Annotated in this window: 16 protein-coding genes and 1 pseudogene; 10 read left to right on the top strand and 7 right to left on the bottom strand. The window is 67.4% G+C overall.

Translation table 11 applies throughout. The annotated features are described in order from the left end of the window. Positions 1 to 7: 7 nt before the first annotated feature. The gene (gyrB, locus tag ACIA58_RS06645) at positions 8 to 2,068 is read right to left on the bottom strand and encodes a DNA topoisomerase (ATP-hydrolyzing) subunit B (protein WP_396402588.1); all 2,061 of its coding nucleotides are present in this window, start codon (positions 2,066 to 2,068) and stop codon (positions 8 to 10) included. Positions 2,069 to 2,433: 365 nt separating this feature from the next. On the opposite strand from gyrB, the gene ACIA58_RS06640 reads away from it, so the two are divergent. Genes ACIA58_RS06640 through ACIA58_RS06630 form a run of 3 tightly spaced genes read left to right on the top strand, consistent with a single transcriptional unit; the run spans position 2,434 to position 4,228 of the window. Beyond that, positions 2,434 to 3,072, top strand: coding sequence for a hypothetical protein (locus ACIA58_RS06640; RefSeq protein WP_396402587.1), 639 nt, complete (start codon positions 2,434 to 2,436; stop codon positions 3,070 to 3,072). Next, entirely contained in the window at positions 3,069 to 3,674 is a 606-nt protein-coding gene (locus ACIA58_RS06635) for a hypothetical protein (RefSeq protein WP_396402586.1), read from the top strand. The genes ACIA58_RS06640 and ACIA58_RS06635 overlap by 4 nt, the downstream gene beginning before the upstream one ends. Beyond that, a complete protein-coding gene (locus ACIA58_RS06630) occupies positions 3,671 to 4,228 on the top strand; it encodes a hypothetical protein (RefSeq protein WP_396402585.1) in 558 nt (185 codons plus the stop codon). The genes ACIA58_RS06635 and ACIA58_RS06630 overlap by 4 nt, the downstream gene beginning before the upstream one ends. Here ACIA58_RS06630 and ACIA58_RS06625 read toward each other — a convergent pair. The 6 genes from ACIA58_RS06625 to dnaA form a co-directional block, all read right to left on the bottom strand. Next, positions 4,218 to 5,564, bottom strand: coding sequence for a hypothetical protein (locus ACIA58_RS06625; RefSeq protein ID WP_396402584.1), 1,347 nt, complete (start codon positions 5,562 to 5,564; stop codon positions 4,218 to 4,220). The two genes, ACIA58_RS06630 and ACIA58_RS06625, sit on opposite strands and share 11 nt — an antisense overlap. 48 nt (positions 5,565 to 5,612) lie before the next feature. Beyond that, positions 5,613 to 6,164, bottom strand: coding sequence for a DUF721 domain-containing protein (locus ACIA58_RS06620; protein ID WP_396402583.1), 552 nt, complete (start codon positions 6,162 to 6,164; stop codon positions 5,613 to 5,615). Beyond that, complete coding sequence (recF, locus tag ACIA58_RS06615; RefSeq protein WP_396402582.1) at positions 6,157 to 7,296, bottom strand: DNA replication/repair protein RecF; 1,140 nt, start codon at positions 7,294 to 7,296, stop codon at positions 6,157 to 6,159. Before recF ends, ACIA58_RS06620 begins: the two co-directional genes overlap by 8 nt. Before the next feature lies 1 nt (position 7,297). After that, positions 7,298 to 8,221 (bottom strand): phosphogluconate dehydrogenase (NAD(+)-dependent, decarboxylating), encoded by a 924-nt coding sequence (gnd, locus tag ACIA58_RS06610; RefSeq protein ID WP_396402581.1) that lies wholly within the window; start codon positions 8,219 to 8,221, stop codon positions 7,298 to 7,300. 25 nt (positions 8,222 to 8,246) lie between these two features. Beyond that, complete coding sequence (gene dnaN, locus ACIA58_RS06605) at positions 8,247 to 9,392, bottom strand: DNA polymerase III subunit beta (protein WP_396402580.1); 1,146 nt, start codon at positions 9,390 to 9,392, stop codon at positions 8,247 to 8,249. A 468-nt stretch (positions 9,393 to 9,860) separates the two neighbouring features. After that, a complete protein-coding gene (gene dnaA, locus ACIA58_RS06600; RefSeq protein WP_396402579.1) occupies positions 9,861 to 11,522 on the bottom strand; it encodes a chromosomal replication initiator protein DnaA in 1,662 nt (553 codons plus the stop codon). Between the two features lie 1,557 nt (positions 11,523 to 13,079). Here dnaA and rpmH point away from each other — a divergent pair. The 7 genes and pseudogenes from rpmH (at position 13,080) to ACIA58_RS06565 (ending at position 17,872) form a co-directional block, all read left to right on the top strand. Continuing rightward, positions 13,080 to 13,217, top strand: a complete 138-nt coding sequence (gene rpmH / locus ACIA58_RS06595; RefSeq protein ID WP_130386492.1) for a 50S ribosomal protein L34 — start codon at positions 13,080 to 13,082, stop codon at positions 13,215 to 13,217. Positions 13,218 to 13,243: 26 nt separating this feature from the next. After that, positions 13,244 to 13,585 carry a ribonuclease P protein component gene (rnpA, locus tag ACIA58_RS06590; protein ID WP_396402578.1) on the top strand — a complete coding sequence of 114 codons (342 nt, stop codon included), beginning with the start codon at positions 13,244 to 13,246 and terminating at the stop codon, positions 13,583 to 13,585. Beyond that, positions 13,585 to 13,914, top strand: a complete 330-nt coding sequence (gene yidD, locus ACIA58_RS06585) for a membrane protein insertion efficiency factor YidD (protein ID WP_396403316.1) — start codon at positions 13,585 to 13,587, stop codon at positions 13,912 to 13,914. The genes rnpA and yidD overlap by 1 nt, the downstream gene beginning before the upstream one ends. Positions 13,915 to 13,980: 66 nt before the next feature. Next, positions 13,981 to 14,904 (top strand): annotated as a pseudogene (gene yidC / locus ACIA58_RS06580) (membrane protein insertase YidC); the annotation flags it as partial. Positions 14,905 to 15,220: 316 nt separating this feature from the next. After that, a complete protein-coding gene (locus ACIA58_RS06575; RefSeq protein WP_396403315.1) occupies positions 15,221 to 15,733 on the top strand; it encodes a protein jag in 513 nt (170 codons plus the stop codon). A gap of 46 nt (positions 15,734 to 15,779) precedes the next feature. Beyond that, complete coding sequence (gene rsmG / locus ACIA58_RS06570) at positions 15,780 to 16,415, top strand: 16S rRNA (guanine(527)-N(7))-methyltransferase RsmG (protein ID WP_396402577.1); 636 nt, start codon at positions 15,780 to 15,782, stop codon at positions 16,413 to 16,415. A gap of 521 nt (positions 16,416 to 16,936) precedes the next feature. Then, positions 16,937 to 17,872, top strand: a complete 936-nt coding sequence (locus ACIA58_RS06565) for a ParA family protein (protein ID WP_396402576.1) — start codon at positions 16,937 to 16,939, stop codon at positions 17,870 to 17,872. Positions 17,873 to 17,903: the final 31 nt, after the last annotated feature.

The following is a 17,903-nucleotide window of genomic DNA, read 5'->3' as shown; positions in this document are numbered from 1 at the left end:
AGCAAGATCAGATGTCGAGGAAGCGAACGTCCTTGGCGTTGCGCTGGATGAAGCTGCGCCGCGCCTCGATGTCGTCGCCCATCAGCGTCTGGAACGTCTCGTCGGCGCGGATCGCGTCGTCGAGGGTGATCTGCAGCAGCACCCGGTTGGCCGGATCCATCGTGGTGTCCCACAGTTCGTTCGCGTTCATCTCGCCCAGACCCTTGTAACGCTGGATCGGGTTCTCCTTGGGCAGCTTCTTGCCGGCCTCGGCACCGGCCTCGAGCAGGCCGTCGCGCTCGCGGTCGGTGTAGGCCAGCTCGTCCGGCTGGTTGCTCCACCGGATCTTGTACAGCGGCGGCTGCGCGGCGTACACGTGACCGCGCTCGATCAGCGGCCGCATGAACCGGAACAGCAGGGTGAGCAGCAGGGTCCGGATGTGCTGGCCGTCGACGTCGGCATCGGCCATGATCACGATCTTGTGGTACCGGAGCTTCTCCTCGTCGAAGTCCTCGTGGATGCCGGTGCCGAGCGCGGAGATGATCGCCTGGACCTCGTTGTTCTGCAGGACCTTGTCGATCCGCGCCTTCTCGACGTTCAGGATCTTGCCGCGGATCGGGAGGATGGCCTGGAACTTCGGGTCCCGGCCGCCCTTCGCGGAGCCACCCGCCGAGTCACCCTCGACGATGTAGACCTCGCACTCCTCCGGGTTGGTCGACTGGCAGTCGGCCAGCTTGCCCGGCAGACCGCCGCCGCCGAGCAGACCCTTGCGGTTGCGGGCCAGGTCGCGGGCCTTGCGGGCCGCGATCCGGGCGCTCGCCGCGGCGGACGCCTTGCGGATGATCTCGCGGCCCTCGGCCGGGTTCTGCTCGAACCAGGCGCCGAGCTTGTCGTTGACGACGCGCTGGACGAAACCCTTGACCTCGGTGTTGCCGAGCTTGGTCTTGGTCTGCCCCTCGAACTGCGGCTCGGCGAGCTTGACCGAGATGATCGCGGTCAGGCCCTCCCGGATGTCGTCACCGGTGAGCCGGTCCTCCTTCTTCTTGATCATCCCCTGGTCCTCGCCGAAGGAGTTGACCAGTGAGGTCAGCGCGGCCCGGAAGCCTTCCTCGTGGGTGCCGCCCTCGTGGGTGTTGATCGCGTTCGCGAAGGTGTGCACGGACTCCTGGAACGATCCGCTCCACTGCAGCGCGACCTCGAGGCTCATCGTGTCGTCGGCGGTCGCCGCCTCGAACGAGATCACGTCGCGGTGCACGGTCTCGCGGATGCCGGTCAGGTACTTCACGTAGTCGACCAGGCCGTCGTCGTACCGGAAGGACTGCTCGAGCGGGTTGCCGTCCTCGTCGAAATGGTCCGGGCGCTCGTCCCGGATCACCAGCTCGAGGCCCTTGTTCAGGAAGGCGTACTCGCGGAAGCGGGTGGCCAGCGTCTCGTAGGAGTACGTCGTGGTCTCGAACACGTCGGGGCTGGCCCAGAACGTGATGATCGTGCCGTTGGAGTCGGAGGTGCCGATCTCGGCCAGGTCGGCGTCCGGGACGCCCATCGTGAAGGTCTGCGTGTACAGCTTGCCGTTCTTCTTCACGTCGACCTGGAGCCGGCTGGACAGCGCGTTCACCACGGAGACGCCAACGCCGTGCAGACCGCCGGACACCTTGTACCCGCCGCCGCCGAACTTGCCGCCGGCGTGCAGAACGGTCAGCACGACCGTGACGGCCGGCTTGCCCTCGGACTCGACGATGTCGACCGGGATACCGCGGCCGTTGTCGTCGACGCGCACGCCGCCGTCGGCCATCAGCGTGACGACGATGCGGTCGCCGAACCCGGCCATCGCCTCGTCGACCGCGTTGTCGACCACCTCTGTGACGAGGTGGTGCAGGCCGCGCTCGCCGGTGGACCCGATGTACATACCCGGGCGCTTGCGGACCGCGTCCAGTCCCTCCAGAACCTGGATCGCACTCGCGTCGTACTCACGCTCGACGACGTTCGACGGGATCGCGTCGAGCATCGCGGGGAGTTCCTCGCCGGGTGCGGGGATGCCGATGGGGTCGGCGGACTGGTTGGCGTCGATCTCGATCGGCTCGTCGGTCACCGGTGGTTGTCCTCCTCGGACCCCGCGTTCGCGAGGCATCGCGGCACAGTAGAGCCGCCCTCTACGGTGGGAGTAGAGGCGCGGCTCGCCCTACGTCGTCCATTCTACCTGTCGACCGAAGCAGAACCTGCCACCAGCCGCCCGAAACTCGCATCAGGGCGTCTTTTCTCCCTCATCTCCATGTCCCCTCTCGCGGGAGGGGGTCAGAAAAGCGCTCACGGCCGCTCAGTGGCCTTCGGGTGTTTCGCGACTGACCGCTCCGGCGCCGACCGGTCCAGACCGGTTGACCCACTCCGGGGCGGCCCTGGAAGTCCCGTGGGCAAGCGGTGCCCGGCGCGCACCCACCGCCCCTTAGGATCGCTGCCGTGGAAAGTCTCGACGAGGTCATCGATGCGATGATCGCCGACCGGGTGATTCACCGGCACCGGCGAATCTGGCTGCTGGTGATCGCCCTCGTCGTGGTGGCCGCCCTGGTGATCCTGGCCACCGGCGGCTGGAAGGAGAAGAAGGGCCGCACGGTCCCGACCCTGACCGCACCGACGACAGTGACGGCCGGCCGATTCGAGTACAGCTTCACCAAGGCCGAGATCGTCCAGAAACCCAAGACGGAGTACGACGAGGCCGAGTCGAAGCTGAAGGTTTACTTCGACGCGAAGAACATCGACACCGAAGAGCACGAGAGCGTCAGGATCGACAGTCAACTGATGCTGTTCGTCCCGGGCCACGGTGAAGAGAACGTGGACTCGGACGGCGCCAGTTGCCACGACGACAAGATCGGCTGGGTCCTCGTCTACGGGCTGCCGCCGGAGAGTTGCAGTATGACGTTCAAGGTCGCGGCCGACTTCAAGGCCGACGTCGTCGAGATCGGCGTTCTGCAGGAGCACTACGAGTCCGACAACGAAGCCCTCGGTGCGAACGACAAGCCGTACTGGCACAACGAGGACGCGGCTGCGGTCGTCAGGCTCTCGCCGAAGGTCGTCATCGACGACGGGGAGAACAAGTGAAGCTCTACCGCCCCGCCACGATCCTCGTTGGTGTGCTGTTCGTGCTGATCGGCGGACTGACCCGGCTGGCGACCCCCGAGCATGTGTACGACGAGCAGAACATCAAGGTCGTGCACGGCACGATCGGCGAACCGCTCGACTACGAAGGCACCGGATCGACGGTGAAGGTGACCAGGATCAAGTTCGCCCGCTCGGTGCTCGACAGCTCGGACAGTGACGGCAAGAAGCCGCTGGAGACCAACGGTATCTACGTCGCGATCGAGTGGGACGCGATCCGCGGCGATCGCAAGCCGGACCTGACGAATGCGACCCTGCGGGCCGACGGCGGCAGCGTCTACATGCCGGTCGAGGGCCTCAGCCACAGCGGGCTCGACTTCCCGGACGCCGGCTACGCGAAGACCGGCACGGTCGTCTTCGAGATCAACCCGGCAGACATGACAGGTCTGACGCTGGAACTCCGCCCGACCATGCTCTTCAACGTCTACAACTCCGACATCACGGTCGATCTCGGAGTACCGACCGAGGCGATCGCCCAGCAGATGGTCGACGGCGCCGTCGCGCAGTACATCGTCGAGGACGCGATCACCCGGGTGGCGTCATGAGGATCGCGAGCAAGGCCTCCCGCCTCGCCGTTCAGGTCGGGCTGCTGGTGGCGCTGGTCGCCGCCGGCACGTTCGTGATGCTGCGGCCGTATCTGAGCGACGAGGAGCGGATCTTCGACGAGGGCCGGATCAACAAGGTCGTCAGCCAGGGTCCGGTCACGGTCGGGCACGTCGAGTGGAAGCTCGACTCGCTGAAGGCGTACACCACGTTGCTCGACAAGGACGGCGAGAAGATCAGCATGGGCGAGCCCGCCGGCTCGATCATCATTGTGGCCACGATGACGGTGACCCCACGCCCGGGTGTCTTCCTGAAGGACCGCGGGTTCACGTGCGACGCTCTGCTGCGGGACGACCGCGGGAACACGTGGGACACCGAGCAGCCGTTCGACTACCCGCTGCCGACGTACTGCGGCGACGACGACCACCCGTTCACGATGGACAAGCCCGCTCAGGTCGCGAAGGTGTACCTCGTACCGAAGTCCGCCGTACCGCACTTGACCGGCGTCACCGTCGAGCAGCTCGACGAACGCATGCGGGTCCTGATCACACCCTGACCGGAGCCGGCTGTTCGGCCTTCGGCTCCGCCTTGGCCTTCGCGGCCGCAGCAGCCTCGGACCGGCGCTGCGTGCCGACCGAGATGCACAGGTCGAAGGCCGCGGCCAGCAGTGCGATCCGCAACGGCTCGAAGAGGATGCTCCTGATCAGGTCGGCGATCTCGAAGTTCATCAGGCCCCAGTACTGGCCGTGGATACCGATCAGCCGCTGGACCGCGACGAAGGCCCAGTCATTGCCGAGCAGCCAGAACGTGTAGACCATGCAGACCACGCCGAGGAACACCGGCCCGACCCGGACCACGAGCCGGAACGCGTTGATCGCGGGGTAGAACTTCTCGCGCAGACCACCGAGCACCAGGTCCGGCGCCTTGTACGTCAGTTCGACCAATCGGCCCCGCTGTGGCGCCGCGGGCTGCTCGGCCTGCCCGCCGAGGCGGCGCTCCAGCCGGGTGCCGCGGAAGACCCCGCCGCTGGACAGCACACGGTGGCCGAACACGACCGTGGTGATCGCCAGCCAGGTCAGCGGTTCGGCGACGCCCAGCTTGAACAGCGGCCAGAGCGACTCCCAGAAGAAGCCCCACAGGAACTCGATACCGGCCGGCAGCGGGATGTGGATGCCGGCGAAGAAGTCCTTCAGGCCGTCCCACCAGTCCAGCGACCAGTACCAGAAACTGCGATCCTTGAACCAGACCTTGCCCTCGGCAATTGCATACGGCGTGATCACGAAGGTCAGAAGTACAAAGAACGCCTCGGCCCAGACCTGAGCAAACTTCACCGGACGGCTCGGCCAGCGGTCGTCGACGGCCTGCAGCAGCCGACGCAGCACCAGAAGAATCACCAGGGCCGGCAGATACCCGTGCCAGGCGTGGATGCCGAGCTTGAAGAACCCCGAGCCGGGCTGTGTCCCGTTCTGCACCAGGTAGGTCGCGCTGAGCGAGTTGACCTGCTGGTCGAAGAAGCCCCAGGCCGACCAGACCGCGACGAGTGGCAGCAGGGTGATGGCCAGCAGTTCCAGCAGACCGCGCTGCGTCGGGTCGGACGTCTCCTCGGACTCGCTGCTCGCCGCGTCACGCCAGCGGTACAGCGACATCGCGCAGGTGCGGATCATGCCCACGGCCGCGGTGATCTGGAGCAGTACGCCGACGGCGAACAGCCCGGTTCCGAGACTCGAGTGGGCGTGCTTCGCCAGCCAGATCGCGCCCTGCACGCAGACCGTGAATCCGACGAAGCCGGCCACCCACCACGTGGTCATGGGCAGCAGGTTCTTCCACCAGAGCCGGAACGTATCCCCGATCAGGTGGACCATCTCGCGAAAACCGTCAACGAGCGTGCGCATCGCGCCCGATCCTAGAGCTTGGCCGGGTCGCGGGCACAACCAGTGTCGTCAGCCGTAGGTGTCGCGGGGGCCTCGGCCGCCGCGGATGGTTCGGGGGCCTTTGCGCCAGGAGGGGGTGTGGGGGCCTTGGACGTTGACGCGGGTGACGGTGCCTTCGCCGAGTTCGGTGTTGAGGCGGCGGACGAGGTCGGGGGCGAGGAGTTTGAGTTGGGTCGCCCAGGCGGTGGACGACGTACGGACGGTGAGGACCGTGTCCTCGTACGACTCGGGCTTGCAGTGCTCGGCCATCTCGGCGCCGACGATGGACGGCCAGCGGGCCATCACGCCGTGGACAGCGACGTCGACCTCCCAGCCCTGGTCGCGCATCAGCCGTCCGAGGGTGTTGGTCAGCTTCTGCGGATCCCGGTCGTCCGGGCGGGCGCTGCTGATCTGGGCGCCGTCGATCCGCGGCCGGCGGCGGCGTTTGACCGGCATGATGCCGCCCTTGGCCGCCTGTTGCTTCAGCCGTCCCGCCAGAGACTTCGCGAGATCCAGCCCCTGCTTGTCGTGATCGACTTCGCTCTCAGGGCCGCTCTCAGAGGAATCCGGGGGTTCAGGCACGCTGAACGACCCCTTCGCCTACGGCGAAGCGCACACCGTTGAGCTCAGCGGGGACGTCGGCGCCGACGGCCGCGGTCACCAGCACCTGTTCGGCCGGCGCGACCAGCTCGGCCAGCCGGTCCCGGCGCTGGGTGTCGAGCTCGGCGAACACATCGTCGAGGATCAGCACCGGTTCACCCCCGTCCGCGCGGAGCAGTTCGTACGACGCCAGCCGCAACGCGAGCGCGAACGACCAAGACTCACCGTGACTCGCGTACCCCTTCGCAGGCAAGTCCCCGAGCCCGAGTACGACGTCGTCGCGATGCGGACCCACCAGCGAAACGCCGCGCTCGAGCTCGTCCCGCCGCTTGTCGTGAACCGCCTCGAGCAGTACCTCGGCCAAGTGCTCGCGCGAAGTCACGCCCGGCTCGAGCAGCACGGACGACTTGTACTCCAGCCGCGCATCACCCTTGCCCCGGGCAACAGCGTCGTACGCGCTGGACACCAACGGGCGCAGTGATTCCAGCAACTCCAGCCGGGTCGCAAGCAGTTCGGACCCGACGCGGGCCAGGTTCGAGTCCCAGACCTCGAGCGTGCGCAGCTGCCCTTCGGCGGCGCTCGTCCGGTTCTGCCGACGGGCCTGCGAGGCGCTCCGCAGCAGCGAGTTCCGCTGCTTCAGCACCCGGTCGTAGTCCTGCCGGACGCCGGCCATCCGCGGCGACCGCAGGGTCAGCAACTCGTCCAGGAACCGGCGCCGCTCGGACGGGTCGCCTTTCACCAGCGCCAGATCCTCCGGCGCGAACAGCACGGTCCGCAGCAGGCCGAGCACTTCCCGCGGTCGCGGGACCGGCGATCTGTTGATCCGGGCCCGATTTGCCTTCCCAGGATTGATTTCAAGCTCGACGACCACGTCCCGGTCGTACTGACTGCGGATCTCGGTCCGCACGATCGCCCGGGTGGCGCCGGCCCGTACCAGCGGTGCGTCGTTCGCCACCCGGTGCGAGCCGAGCGTGGCGGTGTAGTGGATCGCCTCGACCAGGTTGGTCTTGCCGTGGCCGTTCGGACCGACGAAGGCCGTCACGCCCGGGGTGAGCTCGACCTCCGCCTGCTGGTAGGACCGGAAGTCGAGCAGACCCAGGGCGGTGACGTACACCTCAGTGCTTGATCGGGGGCGTCGCGTACGACGGGTCGGCCGCCTCGGCGCCCTTCACCGCGTGGCCGCCGAACTGGTTGCGCATCGCGGCGATCGCCTTCATCGCGGGCGAGTCGTCCTGCCGCGACGAGAACCGGGCGAACAGCGCGGCCGCGATGGCCGGCACCGGTACGGCGAGGTCGATCGCGGCCTCGACCGTCCACCGGCCCTCGCCGGAGTCGTCGGCGTACCCGCGGATCTTCTCCAGGTGGTTGTCGTCGTCGAGTGCGTTCACCAGCAGGTCGAGCAGCCACGAGCGGATCACGGTGCCCTCGCGCCACGACTGGAACGCCTGCGGCACGTTCTCCACGATGTCGGACGCCTCGAGCAGCTCGTAACCCTCGGCGTACGCCTGCATGATGCCGTACTCGATGCCGTTGTGGACCATCTTCGAGAAGTGGCCCGCGCCGACCTTGCCGGCGTGCACGAAGCCGAACTCGCCCTCGGGCTTCAGCGCCTCGAAGATCGGCATCACGGTGTCGACGGTGTCCTTGTCGCCGCCGCACATCAGCGCGTAGCCGTTCTCCAGGCCCCAGACGCCGCCGGAGACACCGCAGTCGACGAAGCGGATGTTCTTCTCGGCGAGCTGTGCGGCACGGCGGGTGTCGTCGGTCCACCGGCTGTTGCCGCCGTCGATCACGATGTCGCCGGGGGAGAGCAGCTCGGCCAGCTCGGTGACGACCGGGTCGATGGCCTGCACCGGCACCATCACCCAGACGACCTTCGGCTGGCCGTCGGCGGTGAGCTTGCCGACCATGTCGGCCAGGTCCTTGGAATCGGAGATGTCCTGGTTGTGGTCGAACCCGACCACGGTGTGGCCGGCGTTGCGAATCCGCTGGCGCATGTTGCCGCCCATCTTGCCGAGACCGACAAGGCCGAGCTCCATCTGAATCCCCTTGTTCTGTTGGCTTTCAGCTGTTCAGGCGGACCGGCATCAGCACGTACCGGAACTCGCTGATGGGTTCGCCGTCGAAGTCCCGCACACCGGTCAGTTCGGCCGGCTTCGTCGCCTGCGTGAACGCCAGGTGCGCGACCGGCGTACCGATCGCGCCCAGACCGTCGAGCAGGTACGTCGGGTTGAAGCCGACCGTCACCGGATCGCCGACGACCCGGGCCTCGAGCGACTCCGACGCCTGCGCCTCGTCACCGCTGCCGGCGTCGAGCGTCACGCTGTCTTCCTCGAAGGTCAGCCGGACCGGAGCATTCCGCTCGGCGACCAGGGCGACGCGCTTGACCGCCTCGACCAAGGTCGCGGTGTCGATCCGCACCCGGGTCGCGATCGCGGAGTCGGTCGGGATGATGCCGCGGACCTTCGGGAACTCGCCGTCCAGCAGCCGGGTGGTGGCGCGCCGGTTGCCACCGGACACCTCACCCTCGAAGCCGACGATGCCGTCGCCGCTGCCAGGGGCGGCCAGCGACACGATCACGTCGGAGCCGGTCATGGCCTTCGCGGTCTCGGACAGCACCCGGGCCGGCACGAGCGCGGCCGCGGACGCGTCGGGGGACTGCGGGTTCCACTCGAGCTCACGGATGGCGAGCCGGTAGCGGTCGGTGGCGAGCAGGGAGATCGTGGAGCCCTCGATCTCGACCCGGACACCGGTCAGCACCGGCAGCGTGTCCTCACGCCCGGCCGCGGTCACCACCTGGGAGACGGCCTGGGCGAAGACGTCGGCCTTGACCGTCCCGCTGGCGGCCGGAAGCTCCGGCAGAGCCGGATATTCCTCTGTGGGAAGCGTCTGGAGCGTGAACCGCGAACTGCCACAGGTGACCTGTGCCTTCGCGCCGTCCACGGCGACGTCCACGGGTTGGTTCGGAAGACTCTTGGAGATGTCGGCAACGAGCCGGCCGGAAATCAGGCACTTGCCGGAGTCCGCGACCTGCGCGGGCACAGTGACCCGGACCGAGGTCTCGTAGTCGAAGCCGGACAAGGTGATCTGCCCGTCCTCGGCCTCGACCAGAAGGCCGGCAAGGATCGGAACGCTGGGACGACTGGGCAAGCTGCGCGCGGCCCAGGCCACCGACTCGGCCAGTACGTCGCGCTCGACGCGAAACTTCACCGCTGGGTGCCTCCTGATTCGGCTGTGTGCCAGGCAGATCCTGCCACGGACAAAGGTGCTGTGCGCCCATCGGGCCTGACGTGGCGCTTCGGGCGGGTCGCGTCGGCGTCGTACTCATGTTGCGTCAGATGGTGTTTCAGGTGCTTACGGGGACAGCCTGACAGGTCTGTCCAACCGGCGCGAGATCGGGGTTTTCCCCAGATCGGGCCGCCCGTTCGTTTTGTGGACTGGGACCTCTCTACAGATTCCATAGTGTTCTTCGCACCGGTGGATACTGTGGAAAAGCGGCGACTTCGCAGGTCAGACCCCATATTGGCCTGGGGACGGCGTGTGGACGAGTCTCGGTCGTGTTGGGGACGCCTGCGGATGACGGATTCTGTCCCCACAGCCAATCCACACGATCTGCCTGTGTGTCCACGGCAATACCCACAGTTTTCCACAGCTGTGTCCCCAGCCTGTGCGGTTCTTTTACTGCTGCTTCGCCTGGTGTTTGATCCGGTTCGTCAGCTCGGTGACCTGGTTGAAAACACTGCGCCGCTCGGACATCAACTGCCGGATCTTGCGTTCCGCGTGCATCACGGTGGTGTGGTCGCGGCCGCCGAACTGCTGGCCGATCTTCGGCAGGGACAGATCGGTGAGCTCGCGGCACAGGTACATGGCGATCTGCCGTGCGGTCACCAGCACCCGGCTCCGGCTCGAGCCGCACAGGTCGTCGATCGACAGACCGAAGTACGACGCGGTCTGGCCCATGATCATGCTGGCCGTCACCTCGGGCTTGCTGCCTTCGGGGATCAGGTCCTTCAGCACGATCTCGGCCAGGCTCAGGTCGACCGGCTGCCGGTTCAGGCTGGCGAACGCGGTGACGCGGATCAGTGCGCCCTCGAGCTCACGGATGTTGGTCTGCACCTTCGACGCGATGAACTCCAGCACCTCCGGCGGCGCGGTCAGCCGCTCGGTGGCCGCCTTCTTCCGCAGGATCGCGATCCTGGTCTCGAGGTCGGGCGGCTGGATGTCGGTGATCAGGCCCCACTCGAACCGGTTCCGCAGCCGGTCCTCCAACGCCTCCAGACGTTTCGGCGCCCGGTCGGAGCTGATGACGATCTGCTTGTTCGCGTTGTGGAGCGTGTTGAAGGTGTGGAAGAACTCTTCCTGGGTCTGGATCTTGCCTTCCAGGAACTGGATGTCGTCGATCAGCAGTACGTCGACATCGCGGTACCGGCGCTGGAACTGGGACGCCTTGTCGTCGCGGATTGCGTTGATGAAGTCGTTGGTGAACTCTTCGCTGGACACGTACCGGACGCGGGCCCCGGTGTAGAGACTGCGGACGTAGTGCCCGATCGCGTGCAGCAGGTGGGTCTTGCCCAGGCCGGAGTCGCCGTAGATCAACTGCGGGTTGTAGGCCTTGCCCGGCGCCTCGGCGACCGCGACCGCGGCGGCGTGAGCGAACCGGTTCGAGCTGCCGATGACGAAGGTCTCGAAGGTGTACTTCGGGTTCAGCCGGGCTTCGCCTTGTGCTTCGGTGGCCGACTGGGTCGGCGAACCGTTCGGCGGCGGGGCGACTGAACCGATCGGCTGACCGAACGACTGCTGCGGCTGCGGCGCCGGCTGCTGGTACTGCTGCGGTGCTGCCTCCGGACGCGGCTGGCCGTACTGCGATCCGTTGGCCGGGTCGGTCAGTGCGGACTGGATGGTCGGCTGGTACGCACCGTCGGTCTGCAGTGGCTCGCGTACGGGGGGCTGCTGCTGGGGGTGCGGCTGTTGGGGCGGCTGCTGCTGGATGTGCTGCTGTTGCTGCGGCTGTCCGTACGGTTGGGGCTGCTGCTGGGCGGCCTGCTGTTCGCGCAGTTCGGGGTCGAGGGACGGGTCGACGGTGACGGCGATCCGGATGTCCCGGCCGAAGCTCTCGGTCAGGATCCGCTCCAGGTCCGGGCGGAGCCGGGTCTCGAGCTGACCGCGGGTGAAGTCGTCGGGCACCGCGACGATGGCGGTGCTTTCGTGCAGCGTCACCGGGCGCGAGTTGGTCAGCCAGGCGCGCTGGTTCGGCGGGAGGCCCGCGAGTACGCGGGTCCAGGCATCACCAAGATCCGTCACCGGTGCTGCCACCTCCTGCTGAGCCACTTGCTGAGGCATCTGCTGGGACACCTGCTGGGACACCTGCTGCTGAGGAACCTGGTGCTGTGGTGCCTGCTGTTGAGGGGCCGGCTGAGACGCGTGTTGTTGAGGTGCCTGTTGTTGCGGAGCTTGCGGTTGAGGAGCGGGCGGTTGAGGAGCGGGCTGCTGGGGTGCGGGCTGTTGGGGCTGAGGTGCGTGGTGCTCCGGGGCCGGTGCCTCGGCCGGCCGGTGCTCGGTGGACGGCTGCTCGGCGCTCGGGTGGTCAGCTGCGTCCTGCTGAGTGGGCCGGTGGTCCGGTGACCACTGGTTGGCGGTTGCGTTGTCCGCACGTCCATCACCCTCGTTCGCTGCCGGGCCCGCTAGGTCTCTGCTGCCTGTACCCCATTCGGGAGCGCTGCCCCAGGTGGTGTTGTCACCGGGATAGCGGACATTGCCGATGGTCGGGGCCGCACCGAAGTACGTCGCACCCGCCGTGGGCTGTGGTGGACCGGCCGGAAGATCGGTCGCCGCGCGCTCGAGCTCGGACCGGTAACCGTACGGACCCGGTGGCGGCGCCGGCCGGTAACCGGGCGCCGGCTGCGCGGGCATCGGGATCGGCAGGGACGGACTGAGGTAGTCGCCCGGGTCCATCCGCGGAGTCGGTGCGGCCTCGGCGCGGGGTGTCTCTACCTGAGGTGCTGGGCTGGTCCCGGCTCGAGGAGCGCTCTCCGTCCGCGGCGCGGTCTCGGCCTGGGGCGCGGTCTCTACCCGGGGCGCGGCCTCCGCCCGGGGCTGCGGCTCGGGTGCGGGTGGGACCTCGGTGCGGAAGTTCGCCTCCGGCTCGGGGCGGAGGCCGGCGTCGGGCTCGGGGCGCAGATCCTGTCGGCGGTCCCCGCTGTAGTCGGTCCGGTACTCGGCTGACGTGTATTCCGCCGGTGTGACGTCCGCACTGGCGGAATGGTCCTCAACCACGCGTTGCTCCCCGATTCATCGCTGCGGTGGGCGCGTTCCGGGCGGACCCGGGTGGCGCGACCATTCGACCCGACACCGTGCGGCCGGTGAGTCGTCGTGCTGTTCGGCTCAGCGCGGTAGCTGACTCCGCACTTCGGCGGCCGCACTGTCCACACGGTTGTCCACAGTTGTGAACGACCGCAGGAGCAGGTTGGTTACCAATCGCGGGGTGTGGGACCTCTGGTGTGAGGGAGTGACGCTAACAAGTCGGAGTAGGCAGCTTCAAGCCGTCATCCACAGGCTATGAACAGGAAATTGGGGGCAACTTGCGGCGTGTCGGGTGGACGCCGGAGCGTAGTCATGGTTTGTCATCGCTCTCAGTGGCGGTCCGGGCCGGAGGGTGACGAGGACCCGGTGAAGCGGTTGCCCACTATCCTGTCCACAACCTTGTGGAAAAGTCTGGGGATACCTGGTTTGACCTGTCCACAGGGCGCCACGTACCGTGGATCAGTCGGTGTTGAGCCGGCCGTTTCGTGCTGCGCTCCCCGCGGATTCCTCCGATGGTGTGCAGGACAGCCACCTTGGACAGATCCAATCAGTGGATTTGTCGACATTCTGTGATCTCGAGTAACCGGAGTCATTCCAGTGAGCAAGCGGACGTTCCAGCCGAACAACCGTCGTCGGCACAAGAAGCACGGCTTCCGTCTTCGGATGCGCACCCGTGCGGGTCGCGCGATCATCGCCGCCCGCCGTGGCAAGGGTCGTCAGCGCCTCGCGGCCTGAGCGACCTGCTCGACGGTGACCACCTCGTGCTGCCAGCGTCGAACCGGCTCCGCCGGTCCGACGATTTCCGCCGCGCCGTCCGGTCCGGACGTCGCGCGGCGCGGCGCGCGGTGGTTGTCCACCTGTTGGCGGAGGACGGCTGCGCCGACCCTCCACGCGTCGGATTCGTTGTGAACAAGGCGGTGGGCAACGCGGTTCTGCGGAACCGGGTCCACCGCCGTCTGCGTGCTGTCCTGGCGACGCGTCTGGCCGATCTGCCGACCGGCAGCCTGGCTGTCGTCCGTGCCCTCCCGTCGTCCGCCTCGGCGTCGTACGACGAGCTGGCCGCGGACGTCGACGGCGCACTGACCCGGCTGCTGAAGTCATGATGCGGTTCAATCCCGTGCGGAGCGGGATCATCGGTTTCCTGAAGTTGTACCGCCTGCTGATCAGCCCGCTGTACGGGCAGGTGTGCAGGTTCTACCCCAGTTGTTCGGCGTATGCCTTGGAGGCGGTCGAGCGCCACGGTGCGGTGCGCGGTAGCTGGCTGGCGATGAGACGACTCATCCGCTGCCACCCGTGGAACCCCGGAGGCTACGACCCCGTTCCACCCAAAGATGTCGACCAGCGCGGAGAGCGTGAGGACCCCTGTGTTCACGACTCCGCCAATCAGCCCGGACCGTCAGCCGACGCCGGGCCTGTGCAGCGAGGTGCATGAGTGACTCTTCTGGCCATCCCCGGGCTCGCCGTTTGGGACGGGATCGTAGATCTGTTCAACACGGTCATGACGCCGCTGTACTGGGCCGTTTCGGCTCTGCTCGTCGGTTGGCACTGGCTGCTGAGCCAGGTGCTCGATCCGGACGGCGGCTGGGCCTGGGCACTGTCCATCGCCGGCCTGACCATCGTCATCCGGACCCTGCTGATTCCGCTGTTCGTCCGGCAGATCCGCTCCAGCCGGAACATGCAGCTGCTGCAGCCGAAGATGAAGGAGCTGCAGAAGAAGTACGGCCACGACCGGGAGAAGCTCGGTCAGGAAATGATGAAGCTGTACAAGGAGACGGGCACCAACCCGTTCTCCTCGTGCCTTCCGCTGCTGCTGCAGTCGCCGATCTTCCTGGCCCTGTTCCGCGTGCTCGACTACGCCGCGAAGGGCCAGGCGCACAGCTCGATCATGCAGCCGTACGTCTCGTCGCTGCAGCACGCCAAGATCTTCGGCGCTGAGATCTCGCAAACCTTCCTGAAGGCGAGCGGCCCGGGCGAGAACAACGTCAAGGTCGTCGCGATCGTGCTGATCATCCTGATGACGGCGACGATGTTCACCACGCAGCTTCAGCTGATGCGCAAGAACATGCCGAAGGAGGCCCTGACCGGCCAGGCCGCGCAGATGCAGAAGGTCATGCTCTACGTCTTCCCGGTCTTCTTCCTGATCGGTGGCTTCAACTTCCCGATCGGTGTGCTGATCTACTGGTTCGTCTCGAACCTGTGGACGATGGGCCAGCAGTTCTACGTGATCCGCCGCAACCCGGCCCCGGGCACTCCGGCGTACGACGCGATGCAGGCCCGCAAGCGCGAGCACAACGTGCGGCACGGCATGCCGGCCGACGACGGTGTTCCCGGTACGGCGGGCGCCGCGACCGAGACCGTGACCGACCGCCGGCCGGCCCAGCGCCAGCAGCCGAAGCGGCAGTCGCGCAGTGACCGCAAGGGCGGCCCGGCAGTGGGCGGTTCGGAGTCGACGGCAGTCAGCAACGGGCAGACGGCGAGTGCTCCGGAGGACACGCCGCGACCGCAGGATGCACCCAAGAAGACTCAGGCCGGTGCTGCCAAGAAGCAGCCGGCCGGCAAGAAGGCGACGGGGTCGAAGCGCCAGCCCGCGGCGAAGTCTGCCGCGCAGAAGAAGGCGGCGCAGAAGCGCTCCGGTGGTTCGCGCTGACCCAGGCGCACCGATTCCCTTCCTGCTTGTACGACGTGGGTCCCCGTGGGGCGGATCTCGATATCGCGAAGGAGTGGCCGTGACTGACGGCATGCAGAACACCGAGGCGGCGGAGCAGTCCGCCGGCACGAACAGCTCAGCCGACGATCGTCTGAAGGCCCTCGAGGCCGAGAGTGACATCGCGGCCGACTACCTCGAGGAGTTGCTCGACATCGCCGATCTCGACGGCGACATCGACATGGACATCGACGGCGACCGTGCCGCGGTGTCGATCGTCGGCGCGGAGCTGAACAACCTCGTCGGCGAGAACGGCAAGGTGCTCGAGGCGCTGCAGGAGCTGACGCGGCTGGCCGTCTACCGGGAGACCGGTGAGCGGTCGCGGCTGATGCTCGACGTCTCGAACTACCGGGCGAACCGGAAGGCCGAGCTCGAAGAGGTCGGCCGCAAGGCGGTGGAGGAGGCGAAGGCGACCGGTACCCCGGTGCGGCTGGACCCGATGACGCCGTTCGAGCGCAAGGTCGTGCACGACGTCGTTGCCGCCGCCGGCCTGACGTCGGAGTCGGAGGGCGAGGAGCCCCGCCGCCGCGTGGTGGTCCAGCCATGATCGCCCGGCCGTGACAGAAGACGTTTCACGTGAAACACCGCCGCTCGTGGAGAAGCTGTTTCCACGGGCGGCGGTCCGGCTTTCGGCGTACGCCGAACTGCTCGCGACCGAAGGCACACTGCGCGGACTGATCGGCCCACGGGAGGTCCCGCGGCTCTGGGACCGGCACCTGCTGAACTGTGCCGTGGTCGAGCGTCTGGTCCCGGAGGAGGCATTGGTAGCCGACGTCGGTACCGGAGCAGGCCTGCCGGGGATCGTGCTCGCGATCGTGCGTCCCGATCTCCAGGTGGAGCTCGTCGAGCCGTTGCTGCGGCGCACCACCTTCCTCCAGGAGGCGGTCGACGCTCTCGAGCTCGACAACGCGACGGTGGTCAGGTCGCGGGCCGAGGATCTGCCACGGGCGTCGTACGACGTGGTGACCTCCCGGGCCGTTGCTCCTTTGGGCAAACTAGCGCGGTGGTGTCTGCCGCTGTGTGTCGAGGGCGGCCTGATGCTCGCGATGAAGGGGTCGTCCGCAGAGGAGGAATTGGACGCCTCAGAACACGAACTGACGAAGCTCGGCGCAGAGCTTTGGCACATTCATCAACTCGGCGGCGATGAACTGGCCCTCCCCACGACTGTGGTGAGTATTGTGGCCGGACGTGCTGCAGGGGGATCCCGGCACGGAAGACATGGGAGGTGAGCGGGTTGGTGAGTCGTGCCCTCGGATGGCCCGAGAAGAGCACCGGTGAGCCGAGGTCGTCACAGGGCATCGGCTGGCCGACCGACCCGGAATCCGCCGTTCGTGTCGTCACCCAGGAACCGGCTCCCGATCTCACCCCTGCGCCGGCGGCTCCTGTTCAGACAGCTGCTCCCGACGAGTCCCCGGACCCGATCGTGGCGACGCCGCCGATCGACAGCTCTGGGCTTCGAGCGGTCGCCGCGGCGGGTCTCGACGTACCTGGGGACTCCGACGACGACGCCGTTTCACGTGAAACGCCACAGATGCGGGATGATGGTCCCGAGCCCGAATCGGCGTCACTGGTGGACGCCGAGCCGGGCCTCTCGGACTCTCCACCGCCTGTGGATGACCACCGCATGAAACTGCCCCTGCAGACGGGAATTCGTCCACAGCAGCCTGTGGACGGAGCTGGGGGTAGACCCGCCCCGACCCCTACAGACATCCTCTTCGGGCCAAGTCCCGCACCTATTGGAATGGGCGCTATGACTGCCGCACAGATCGCCGCGCGGGCCACGTCGGACGAGCTTCAGCGACGACTTCTCGAGACTCCGATCGCCGCCGCGACCGAACGGACCCTGCTGGTGAACGAAGGACGCACGATGGGCCGCGAGTTTCCGCTGCCCGACCAGACCCGAGTCTTCGTGGTCGCCAACCAGAAGGGTGGCGTCGGCAAGACGACGACAACCGTGAACGTCGCCGCGGGGCTCGCGTTGTACGGCGCGAAGATCCTGGTGATCGACCTGGACCCACAGGGCAACGCGTCGACCGCGCTGGGCATCGATCATGCCGAAGGCACCCCGGGTGTCTACGAGGCGGTCATCGAGGGCGAACCGCTCGGCAAGCTGACCCAGCCGTGCGCGGAGCACCCCGGGATCCAGGTCATCCCGGCGACCATCGACCTGGCCGGCGCCGAGATCGAGCTCGTCAGTGTCGTCGCCCGGGAGAGCCGGCTGAAGAACGTCCTCGACGCCTACCTGGCCGAGACCGAGGCCGCGGGGGAGAAGTACGACTACGTCTTCATCGACTGCCCGCCGTCGCTCGGCCTGCTGACCGTGAACGCGCTGACGGCCGCGCGTGAGGTCCTGGTCCCGATCCAGAGCGAGTACTACGCGCTCGAGGGTCTGTCGCAGCTCCTCCGCCATATCGACATGGTGAAGTCGCACCTGAACCCCGGCCTCGACGTGTCGACGATCCTGCTGACGATGTACGACGCCCGGACGAAGCTGGCCGGCGAGGTCGCGGCCGAAGTACGAGGTCACTTCAAGGACGCCGTACTGCGCACCGCCGTGCCGCGCTCGGTGCGGATCTCGGAGGCGCCGAGCCACGGGCAGACCGTGCTCGCATACGACCCGGCCTCGGCCGGCGCGCTGTCGTACCTCGAGGCATCTCGCGAGATCGCGATGCGAAACAACGCCTGATCGTTGGATCGGTGTGGCACCGTTTCACGTG

Origin of the sequence: Kribbella sp. NPDC051586, assembly GCF_044453965.1 — a bacterium.
Classification (GTDB): Bacteria; Actinomycetota; Actinomycetes; order Propionibacteriales; family Kribbellaceae; genus Kribbella.
Note: the sequence above shows the minus strand (reverse complement) of the source record. Positions and strands in the feature narration are given on the sequence as shown.

Excerpts from the sequence above, each read along its gene's own strand:
- ACIA58_RS06630 (WP_396402585.1), top strand. The coding sequence starts at position 3,671 with ATGAGGATCGCGAGCAAGGCCTCCCGCCTCGCCGTTCAGGTCGGGCTG.
- ACIA58_RS06625 (WP_396402584.1), bottom strand. The coding sequence starts at position 5,564 with ATGCGCACGCTCGTTGACGGTTTTCGCGAGATGGTCCACCTGATCGGG.
- gnd (WP_396402581.1), bottom strand. The coding sequence starts at position 8,221 with ATGGAGCTCGGCCTTGTCGGTCTCGGCAAGATGGGCGGCAACATGCGC.
- dnaA (WP_396402579.1), bottom strand. The coding sequence starts at position 11,522 with ATGCCTCAGCAAGTGGCTCAGCAGGAGGTGGCAGCACCGGTGACGGAT.
- yidD (WP_396403316.1), top strand. The coding sequence starts at position 13,585 with ATGCGGTTCAATCCCGTGCGGAGCGGGATCATCGGTTTCCTGAAGTTG.
- ACIA58_RS06575 (WP_396403315.1), top strand. The coding sequence starts at position 15,221 with ATGCAGAACACCGAGGCGGCGGAGCAGTCCGCCGGCACGAACAGCTCA.
- ACIA58_RS06565 (WP_396402576.1), top strand. The coding sequence starts at position 16,937 with ATGACTGCCGCACAGATCGCCGCGCGGGCCACGTCGGACGAGCTTCAG.